The sequence below is a fragment of the Paeniglutamicibacter sp. genome (genome assembly GCF_046714615.1).
Classification (GTDB): domain Bacteria; phylum Actinomycetota; class Actinomycetes; order Actinomycetales; family Micrococcaceae; genus Paeniglutamicibacter.
In genome coordinates, this window is record NZ_JBKKAP010000004.1 from 1 (window position 1) to 9,640 (window position 9,640).

Annotated in this window: 7 protein-coding genes and 1 pseudogene; all 8 read right to left on the minus strand. The window is 67.0% G+C overall.

Features of this window, described 5'->3' with window-relative positions:
• Positions 1–102: 102 nt before the first annotated feature.
• Entirely contained in the window at positions 103–864 is a 762-nt protein-coding gene (locus ACLQ7E_RS00305) for a MerR family transcriptional regulator (protein ID WP_411730521.1), read from the minus strand.
• A gap of 107 nt (positions 865–971) precedes the next feature.
• Positions 972–3,110, minus strand: a complete 2,139-nt coding sequence (locus ACLQ7E_RS00310) for a heavy metal translocating P-type ATPase (RefSeq protein ID WP_411730522.1) — start codon at positions 3,108–3,110, stop codon at positions 972–974.
• Positions 3,111–3,287: 177 nt separating this feature from the next.
• The gene (purU, locus tag ACLQ7E_RS00315; protein ID WP_411730523.1) at positions 3,288–4,154 is read right to left on the minus strand and encodes a formyltetrahydrofolate deformylase; all 867 of its coding nucleotides are present in this window, start codon (positions 4,152–4,154) and stop codon (positions 3,288–3,290) included.
• A gap of 221 nt (positions 4,155–4,375) precedes the next feature.
• A complete protein-coding gene (locus ACLQ7E_RS00320; protein ID WP_411730525.1) occupies positions 4,376–4,993 on the minus strand; it encodes a sarcosine oxidase subunit gamma in 618 nt (205 codons plus the stop codon).
• Positions 4,986–7,898 (minus strand): sarcosine oxidase subunit alpha family protein, encoded by a 2,913-nt coding sequence (locus tag ACLQ7E_RS00325; protein WP_411730526.1) that lies wholly within the window; start codon positions 7,896–7,898, stop codon positions 4,986–4,988. Before ACLQ7E_RS00325 ends, ACLQ7E_RS00320 begins: the two co-directional genes overlap by 8 nt.
• The gene (locus ACLQ7E_RS00330) at positions 7,895–8,203 is read right to left on the minus strand and encodes a sarcosine oxidase subunit delta (RefSeq protein WP_411730527.1); all 309 of its coding nucleotides are present in this window, start codon (positions 8,201–8,203) and stop codon (positions 7,895–7,897) included. The genes ACLQ7E_RS00325 and ACLQ7E_RS00330 overlap by 4 nt, the downstream gene beginning before the upstream one ends.
• Before the next feature lie 18 nt (positions 8,204–8,221).
• Complete coding sequence (locus ACLQ7E_RS00335) at positions 8,222–9,439, minus strand: sarcosine oxidase subunit beta family protein (RefSeq protein ID WP_149619475.1); 1,218 nt, start codon at positions 9,437–9,439, stop codon at positions 8,222–8,224.
• Between the two features lie 4 nt (positions 9,440–9,443).
• A pseudogene (locus ACLQ7E_RS00340) lies at positions 9,444–9,640 on the minus strand (serine hydroxymethyltransferase); the annotation flags it as partial.

Below are 9,640 nucleotides of genomic sequence, written 5' to 3' on the forward strand. Positions count from 1 at the left end.
GCTTCCCCTACCCCGCGGGTCCCCGGGCCGCGCCCCGCTGGCACCGCTGGGGGCCCCGGGCCCGAACTTTTTGCCGCGAAAGCTGCAGGCGACACCGCCTGTCTAGCGCATGGTCCCGACATGGACCCTGAGGGCGTCGCGAACGAAGGACGCACCTTCGGTTCCGCCGTAGTTGGCGGCGAACCGTTCGTCCGACACATACATCTCGGCCAGGCCCAGGACGTAGGCCTTGGTGTCACCCTCCGGGTCGGATGCAGGGGTCCCCGGAATACCGGTCAGCCATTCGACGTGGCGACGTGCCAGCTTCTGCGTCTCCCGGGAATCCGGGGCGATGTCCTCGTTCCGGGCTGCGGCGATCCAGTCGCTGCCCAGGTCCTTGGCCCGGAGCTTCCACTCTTCCTGTCCGGCCTGGCCCAGTGAGCGCCACCAGGAATCGGAACTAGCGTAGGCTTCCCTGCCCCAGCGCCGCTCCACTTCCTCCTTGTGCGCCGTGTGGTCAAACCCGTCAAACATGTTCTCGGCCATGAGCTTCCCTCTTCCTTGCAGTGAGTCGATGGTGTGCTGGACGGCGGAAATCTGCCGTGCGAGCCGCTCCTGGTCCTGCCGCAGCAGGGACAGGTGGGTTTTCAACGCCGAAGCCTCGTCCGATTCGGCCGCGATGATCTCGGCGATCTGCGGGAGGCCGAGCCCCAGTTCTCGCAACAGGAGCACCCGTTGCAAGCGGATGAGCGCGGATTCGTCGTAGTATCGGTACCCGTTGTGACCGATGCGGCTGGGCGGCAGCAAACCGATGTCGTCGTAGTGGCGCAGCGTGCGGCTGGTGGTGCCCGCGAGCCTGGCAACCTGTTGAATCGACCGTTCCATGGGACCAACGCTAGATCTTGACGCCACGTCAATGTCAAGGGCTATTGGAAGGGGGGATAGCGCCCTCCCGGTGTGGGTGGACGCCATCTTCACAGGCCGGGCATGCCTTACTTGTGGTGCGCTTCCGTGCGTGCGCCGGGGCGCAGGTCCAGGCGCCGAAGCAGCTGCGCGTTCAGTGCCACCACGACGGTGGAGATCGACATCAGCACCGCGCCGACGGACATTGGCAGGACGAATCCGATCCCGGCAAGCACCCCGGCGGCCAGCGGCACCGAAACCAGGTTGTAGCCGGCCGCCCACCACAGGTTCTGCTTCATCTTGCGGTAGCTGGCGTGGGAGAGCTCCAGGATGGAGAGCACGGAGCGCGGATCGTCGCTGGCCAGGATGACCCCGGCCGAGGCAATGGCCACGTCGGTGCCTGCCCCGATGGCGATGCCGACGTCGGCCTGCGCCAGCGCCGGGGCGTCGTTGACGCCGTCGCCGACCATGGCAACCTTCTGCCCTTCGGCCTGGAGCCCGGCGACCTTTGCGGCCTTGTTCTCCGGGCGCACCCCGGCAAAGACCCTGTCGATGCCCAGCTCCCTGCCCACCGATTCGGCCACTGCCTCGGCATCCCCGGTGATCATGACCACCGCGATGCCCCGGGCGTGGAGCGCTTCAACGGCGGCGCGGGATTCGGGGCGGATCTCATCGCTCAGGGCAAGTGCCCCGATAACGCGGCCGTCGGCAATCACATGCAGGATGGTCGCCCCGCGCGATTCCCAGGCTTTGCTGGCCGCCAGCGGATCAAGGGAATGGGCAGCCAGCAGGTGCGGGCCGCCGACCCCGATGGTTGCCCCGTCGACGGAAGCCCTCACGCCCTCGGCGGGCGAGGAGCGGAAGCCTGTGGCGGGGGAGAGGGGCAGCGAGCGTTTGGCAGCGGCCCGCATGATCGCCTTGGCCAGAGGGTGCTCGCTGTCGGATTCGGCGGCGGCGGCAAGGGCCAGGACCGCCTCCTCGGAGTGGCCGGGAACCGTTGCAATCTCGGTGACGACGGGTTCGCCGACGGTCAGGGTTCCGGTCTTGTCGAAGAGCACCGAGGTGACCTGGCGCATGCCCTCCAGTGCCAGCCGGTCCTTGATGAGCACACCGCCCTTGGCGGCGCGTTCGGTGGCGATGGATACCACCAGCGGGATGGCCAGTCCCAGGGCGTGCGGGCAGGCAATGACCAGTACGGTAATGGTCCTGATGACCGCGGCGTCGGGATCGCCCAGCAACGACCAGACAGTGGCGGTGATGACGGCGGCGCCCAGGGCGAACCAGAACAGCCAGCCGGCGGCGGTGTCGGCGATGCGCTGGGCACGCGAGCTGGAGGCCTGCGCGTCCGAGACCAGGCGCTGGATGCCCGCCAGTGCGGTGTCCGCCCCGATCGCGGTAACCTTCACGCGGACGGCGGTGTCCGTGGAGACGGTCCCCGCCACCACATGTGCACCGGGGCCGCGGGACACCGTGCGGGATTCACCGGTGATCATCGACTCGTCCATTTCGGCGGTGCCGTCCGTGATGTCTCCGTCTGCCGGGACGCGTCCGCCGGGACGCACGATCACGACATCGCCCAATTCCAGGGCTTCGGGGGAGACCTGTTGGATTTCGCCGTCAGCAATGCGTTCGGCGGTGTCGGGCAGCAGTGCGGCCAGCGAATCCAGTGCCGAGGTGGTCTGGGCCAGCGAGCGCATCTCGATCCAGTGGCCGAGCAGCATGATGACCACCAGCAGGGCGAGCTCCCACCAGAAGTCCAGTGAGTGGTCAAGGATGCCGAGGCTCGCGCCCCAGGAGGAAATGAAAGCCACGGTAATGCCCAGCGAGATGAGCAGCATCATGCCCGGCTTGCGGGCCCTGAGCTCGTCCCCGGCCCCGGACAGGAACGGCCGCCCGCCCCAGAGGTACATCACGGTGCCAAGGACGGGGGAGACCCACGGGATCCAGGCGCTCCCGGGCAAGGTGGCGCCGAGGAGCATGGTGAACATGGAGTTGAAAGCCAGGACCGGGATCGAAAGGGCCAACATGACCCAAAAGAGGTTCCTGAAGACCGCGACGTGGTTTCCATGCCCGCCGTGGCCGGAGTGGTTTCCGTGCCCGTGGTCTACATGGGAGGCGTGATCCATGTCGGCGTGATTGTGTTCCGAATGATGCGCATGCGGTCCGTCGCCATGCGCGTGGGTCTCTGGTTCCACCGCGGTTGCCACGTGGTGCTGGTGTTCGGTCATGCCCCCCAACGTATACCCCATAGGGGTATACGTCAACGACCTGCGAAACAATTCACACGGAATTCGCTTCCGCGCCTCCGCGCGTGTCCCAATCCTTAAACGGCTTCGGGCCGGCGGTAACCCAAGAAGGATCCCGCCGGCCCGAAGACCGGTGAAGATTGTTGTGCGCGCCAGTTGTTAGCGCAGCACCACGGTGCGGTTGTCGTAGAGGAACACGCGTCCCTCGCAATGCCACTTCACCGCGTTGGACAACGCCTTGCATTCGGTGTCGCGGCCGGCCGCCACCAGATCCGCGGGGGAGTAGGTGTGGTCGACGTCCTGGACCTGCTGGGAGATGATCGGTCCCTCGTCGAGTTCGGCGTTCACGTAGTGGGCGGTGGCGCCCACGGTCTTGACCCCGCGGTCCCAGGCCTGGTGGTACGGCTTGGCGCCCTTGAAGGACGGCAGGAAGGAGTGGTGGATGTTGATGGTCTTGCCGGTGAGCTTGCGGCTGAGCTCGTCGCTGAGCACCTGCATGTAGCGGGCCAGCACCACGAGCTCCACGTCGAATTGGTCAATGAGCTCGAGCAGCTTGGCCTCGGCGACCGGCTTGGTCTCAGCGGTGACGGGGACGTGGAAGAAGGGCACGTTGTGCCATTCGGCCAGGCCCTGGTGGTCGGTGTGGTTGGAAACCACGGCGACCACGTCAATGGGCAGCTCGCCCAGGCGGGCGCGGTGGAGCAGGTCATTGAGGCAGTGGTCGAACTTGGAGACCATGATCAGCACGCGCTTCTTGGTGCCCTTGGGCGCAAGCGACCAGGTGATCCCGTATTCGTCGGCCAGGGGTGCGAATTCCGTGCGCATGCGTTCGGTCAGTCCGGGGGCGTCGGCCCCTGCAACGTCGACGCGCATGAAGAACTGCCCGGCGCGGCGGTCCCCGAAATGCTTGAGCTCGACGATGTCGCGGCCCTGGGCCAGCAGGAACCCTGTCACCGCGTGGACGATGCCCGGGCGCTCGGGGCAGGCGACTGTCAAGACATGTTCGACTTCAGTTTTGGTATCCATGTTCGGCACTCCGTCAAATCCGTGAAGGGCGCGGGCCACAGCTGGCCGCGAGAAGGTGGATAACTATGTATCCGCTGAATCATTTTAGGTGCATGGCACCTGCCCGCACCGATTTCGGCGGCGCGTTGTCAGTGTTTGTGACATGTTGCCACCTGCCAGTGGGCGGCCCCCCGGAATTCGGGGGAGGCCGCCCACTGCTTGGTGCGGTGGTGGTGGTGCGCCTAGTCGACGGGAGCTGAAGCGAACTCGCGCATTGCATCGAGCAGCCAGCGTGCCGTGTAGTCGGCGAAGGACGCCCGCGGCAGCAACCGGAAGGTGTCCTCGGCACTCTTCCACAGCAGCACCGGCACCGGGCCGAGCGCCGCGGTGATCGCGGTTCCCACGCCGAAGCTGCGCGGGTGCAGGTCCGCCGGGCAGCCCTTCTCCAGCACCAGTCGGGCGCCGGGGCCCGAGAGCTCGATGACGGTCCGGTTGGCCGAGAGGTCTACGACCTGGCCCGGGGCCCCTCCCAAGGCGTCCACCAGGTCACCGAGAAGCTCGGTGCCATCCGGGGCCACCAACAGGAACTCGTCCGGGCCGCTCCAGAGCACCGCGGTTCCGTCAGCGTTGCCGGCGACCCGGCCCACCGATGCGGGCAGGCCCACGCCGGTTGCCGCGGCCAAAGCCGCGTGGGCCTGCGTTCCCGGCTCGGCGCGCAGGCCGATCTGGGTGGTGAAGGCGATCTCGCGGACGCTCACGCCCCGATCTCCCTGTACCGAACCCTGCTCGAGTGCGGATACCAGATGCGCCAACGGACTGGCGCGCAATACGGAAATATCAGTCAAAACCTGCTCAGCCATCTCGACGGCTCCCTTCGGAATCAAAAAGTACGGTTTCGGCCACTACGACGTCGACCAGCTTGCCATCGACATACGCCTGCAGTTCCTCGCCGATGCGCGAACGGCCGTTGGAGATCAGCGCCATGGCGAAGCTGCGTCCCAGTGCCGGGGAGTGGTAGCTGGAGGTGACGAAGCCCTGCATCTTCACCGGTGCAATCTCCGGGGTGATGGGGGTTCCCGCGTTCACCAGCTGGGTGCCCTCCGGCAGGCGGAACGACTTGTCCGCCGGCAACACGGTGACCAGCTGCTTGCGGTCCTCGCGCTGGTTGTCCACACGGTCGAAGGAACGCTTGCCCACAAAGTCCTTGACCTTGGAGACGACCCATTCCATCGAGGCGTCCTGTGGGGTCACCGTGCCGTCGGTGTCCTGCCCGACGATGATGAAGCCCTTCTCGGCGCGCAGCACGTGCATGGTCTCGGTGCCGTAGGGAGTGATGTTGAATTCCTCCCCGGCCGCCGCCACGTCTTCCCAGACCTTCAGGCCGTACCAGGACGGCACGTTGATCTCGTAGGCGAGTTCGCCGGAGAAGGAGATGCGGCAGACGCGTGCCTCGATCCCGGAGGCCAGCGTGGTTTCCTTGAAGGCCATGAACGGGAAGGACTCGTTGTCCAGGTCCAACTCCGGTGCCAGCTTGGCCAGCACGGCGCGGGACTTCGGCCCGACGACAGCGACGGTCGAAACCTGCTCCGTGACCGAGGTGCACGTGACGTCCAGCTCCGGCCATTCGGTCTGCAGCCATTCCTCCAGCCAGTCCAGCACGCCTGCGGCGCCGCCGGTGGTGGTGGTCATGAAGAAGCGGTCCTCGTCCAGGCGCAGGGTCACCCCGTCGTCGAAGATCATGCCGTCGGCCTTGCACATCAGGCCGTAGCGGGCCAGTCCGGGCTTGAGCTTCTTGAACGCGTTGGTGTACATGCGGTTCAGGAATTCGCCGGCGTCCTTGCCGCGGATCTCGATCTTGCCCAGGGTGCTCGCGTCCATGAAGCCCACCGAGTCGCGCACTGCCTTGGACTCGCGGTAGACCGCGGTGTCCATGTCCTCGCCCGCCAGCGGGTAGTACCAGGGGCGCTTCCACTGTCCGACGTCCTCGAAGAGCGCACCGCGGGCAACATGCCACGGATGGATGGAGGTCAGCCGGGCCGGGTCGAAGAGCTCCCCGCGCTCGCGCCCCGCCAGTGCCGCGAAGGCCACCGGGGTGTAGGGGGCGCGGAACGCGGTGGTGCCGATGCCCGCCACGTCGTTGGTGCCCAGGACGGAAGCGATCACGCCGATGGCGTTGACCCCGGAGGTCTTGCCCTGGTCGTTCGCGGTGGAAATGGAGGTATAGCGCTTCACGTGCTCCACCGAGCGCATGCCCGCGCCGGTGGAGCGCAGCACGTCCGCAACGGTCTGGTCGCGCTGGAAGTCCACGAAGTGGTTCTTGTAGTCCGCCGATTCGCCTGCAAGGGAGGGCACCAGCCACAGGGCGCGGGAAACGCCCGGGGTTTCCACCGGTGCGCTGGGCACCGCGGCGGTGGCGGTGAACCCTGCCGCGGTGGCGGCGTCGGCACCGGCGCGGGCGCCCTCGGCCAGCGCGGAGGCCAGCTCGAAGCGACCGTTCATGGCCCCCGCCGTCTGCTGGTTGGCCACCGGGTGCGCCGGGACAAACGCGGAGATCGCCTCGTTCCAGCCCAGCCGGCGTTCGCGCTGCGAGTGCAGGTGCACCACGGGGTTCCAGCCGCCGGAGACGGCCAGGACATCTGCGCTCAAGGTCTCGGTGTCGCCGACCAACGCGCCGTCTGCATCGATGCCACTGATGGTGAGAGAGGCCAGGGAGCCGTCGGCTCCGGCCGCGGTGTCGGCGATGACGGAGCCTGGGATGACGCGCACGCCGCGGGCCGAGATCTCGGTGGCGCGGATCGATGGTTCGATGCGGGCATCAACCACTGCTGCCACGGTGGTGCCGGCGGCCAAGAGATCCTCGACCAGGGCGTAGGCCGAGTCGTTGGTGGTGGCGACGACGATGTCCGTGCCGACCTGTACGCCGAAGCGGTTCAGGTAGGAGCGGGCGGCGGCGGCCATCATGATGCCCGGTCGGTCGTTGTTCTCAAAGACCAGCGGGCGTTCGTGCGCGCCGGTGGCAAGCACCACCTGCTTGGCACGGATGTGCCAGATGCGCTCGCGGGAGACCCCGGCACCCAGCTCGCCGGCCAGGTGGTCGGTGCGGCGCTGGACGGCAACGAAGTAGTTGGCGTCGTAGCTGCCAAACGCGGTGCTGCGGGAGAGGTAGGTGAACTCCGCGGCTCCCGCCAGGACCTCGAGGGTCTCGGTGATCCATGCGGCGGCGTTCTTGCCGTCGATTCTTTCGGTGGAGGCGGAGAGCAGCGAGCCGCCGGCCTCGGGCTGTTCGTCGATGAGGATGACCCGCGCCCCGGACTTGGCGGCCTCGCGGGCCGCCGCCAGTCCGGCGGGGCCGGCGCCGACGATGAGCACGTCGGTGTGCACGTGCTTGCGGTCGTAGATTGCCTCATCGCTGCGCGGGTCCAGCTGGCCCAGGCCCTGCAGCAGGGTCACGTCCACTCCGTCGGTGAGTTCCACCGTGGTTGCCGGGAGCATCGATTCGTTCACGTGCCCGGCCCAGCGGGCGCCGATCTTGACCAGCGCGTTGGATTCCTCGACGCCGGAGGCGACGATTCCGCGTGGACGCTTGAGGTACAGCGAGTCGCCGCACGCCCGGATTCCGGCTCCGAGCATGGCCGAGGCCACGGTGTCCCCGGCAAAGCCGGTGAAGGACTTGCCGTCCACGGTGAAGGAAAGCTCGCGGGTGCGGTCGATGCGGGCGGAGACGGCTGCTTTCGCGCCGAGTCGGTGCGAAGAGGTGGTGCTCACTTGGTTCCTCCCTGTGCCGGGGCGTTGGTGGTCTTGATCGGTTGCGGCTCGCCTGGCTTGTAGACGGCCTTGAACTCATAGGTCACGGTGTCGCGCACCGCGTTGAACCAGCGGCGGCAGCCGCTCGAGTGCACCCAGCGTTCGGCGAAGAGCCCCTTGGGGTTCTGCCGGTAGAACAGGTACTTGGCCCATTCGTTGTCACTCAGTGTCGAAGGGTCTGCGGGGTAGGCCACGTGCGCCTCGCCGCCGTAGCCGTATTCGGTCTCGTTTCGGGGCCCACACCAGGGGCATTCGATGAGCATCATTTTTGTGTGGATCCCTTTCTAGTGGGCCACGGCTGCGGCGCCGTGTTCGTCGATGAGGTGGCCGGTCTCGAAGCGTTCGATGGAGAAGCCGGCGTTGAGTTCGTGCGCCTCGTCGTTGGCGATGGTGTGGGCGAAGGTGTAGCCGGCGCCCGGGGTGCCCTTGAATCCGCCGGTTCCCCAGCCGCAGTTCACGTAGAGCTGGTCGATCGGGGTCTTGGAGACGATCGGGGAGGCGTCCATGGTGGTGTCCACGATGCCGCCCCAGGTGCGCAAGACATGCGCCCGGCCGAAGATCGGGAAGAGCTCGACCGCGGCCGCCATCTGCTCCTCGATCACGTGGAAGGCGCCGCGCTGGCCGTAGCCGTTGTAGCTGTCGATGCCCGCGCCCATGACCAGTTCGCCCTTGTGTGCCTGCGAGACGTAGACGTGCACGTGGTTGGACATCACGACCGTCGGGTGGACCGGCTCGTGCAGCTCGGAGACCAGTGCCTGCAGCGGGTGGGACTGGATCGGCAGCTCGAAGCCTGCCTGTTCGGCCAGCACCGAGGAGTGCCCGGCGCCGCAAAGGGCTACCTTGCCTGCATTGATGGTGCCGCGGCTGGTCTTGACGCCGGTGACCCGGTTGCCGTCCTTGATGAAGCCGGTGACTTCGCAGTTCTGGATGATGTCCACGCCCATCTCGTCGCACTTGCGGGCGAAGGCCCAGGCGACGTGGTCGTGCTTGGCGATGCCCGCACGTGGCTGGTAGGTGGCGCCCATGACGGGGTAGCGGATGTCGTCCCCGATGTTGATGATCGGGCACAGCTCCTTGACCTGCTCGGGGGTGATCCATTCGGCGTCGACGCCGTTGAGCTGGTTGGCGCCGACCCGGCGCATCGATTCGCGCACGTCGCCCAGGGTATGGGCGAGGTTCATGACGCCGCGCTGGGAGAAGAGGAAGTCGTATTCCAGTTCCTCGGGCAGCTGCTCCCAGAGCTTGAGGGACTTTTCGTAGATTCCCGCGGATTCATCCCACAGGTAGTTGGATCGGATGATGGTGGTGTTGCGGGCCATGTTGCCGCCGGCAAGCCAGCCGCGCTCCAGGACGGCGATGTTTGTCATGCCGTGGTTCTTGGCCAGGTAGTAGGCGGTGGCCAGGCCGTGCCCGCCGCCGCCGACGATCACGGCGTCGTAGGAGGACTTGGGCTCAGGGTTGCGCCAGAGGAATTCGGGGTGCTCGGGGAGGATGTCGGCCATGGTCTTATGCTCCAATCGGGGCGAGGTTCGGGTACAGCGGGTGGGCGTTGGCCAGGGCATGCACGCGGTCCTTCAGGGCCGCGAGCGTCGCCTCGTTCCCCTCCCGGGTGCCCGCGATGAGGGTCTCTGCGATGATGTCGGCGACCTCCACGAACGCGGCCTCGGAGAAGCCGCGGGTCGCCAGCGCCGGGGTGCCGATGC

Excerpts from the sequence above, each read along its gene's own strand:
- ACLQ7E_RS00305 (WP_411730521.1), bottom strand. The coding sequence starts at position 864 with ATGGAACGGTCGATTCAACAGGTTGCCAGGCTCGCGGGCACCACCAGC.
- ACLQ7E_RS00310 (WP_411730522.1), bottom strand. The coding sequence starts at position 3,110 with ATGACCGAACACCAGCACCACGTGGCAACCGCGGTGGAACCAGAGACC.
- purU (WP_411730523.1), bottom strand. The coding sequence starts at position 4,154 with ATGGATACCAAAACTGAAGTCGAACATGTCTTGACAGTCGCCTGCCCC.
- ACLQ7E_RS00320 (WP_411730525.1), bottom strand. The coding sequence starts at position 4,993 with ATGGCTGAGCAGGTTTTGACTGATATTTCCGTATTGCGCGCCAGTCCG.
- ACLQ7E_RS00330 (WP_411730527.1), bottom strand. The coding sequence starts at position 8,203 with ATGATGCTCATCGAATGCCCCTGGTGTGGGCCCCGAAACGAGACCGAA.
- ACLQ7E_RS00335 (WP_149619475.1), bottom strand. The coding sequence starts at position 9,439 with ATGGCCGACATCCTCCCCGAGCACCCCGAATTCCTCTGGCGCAACCCT.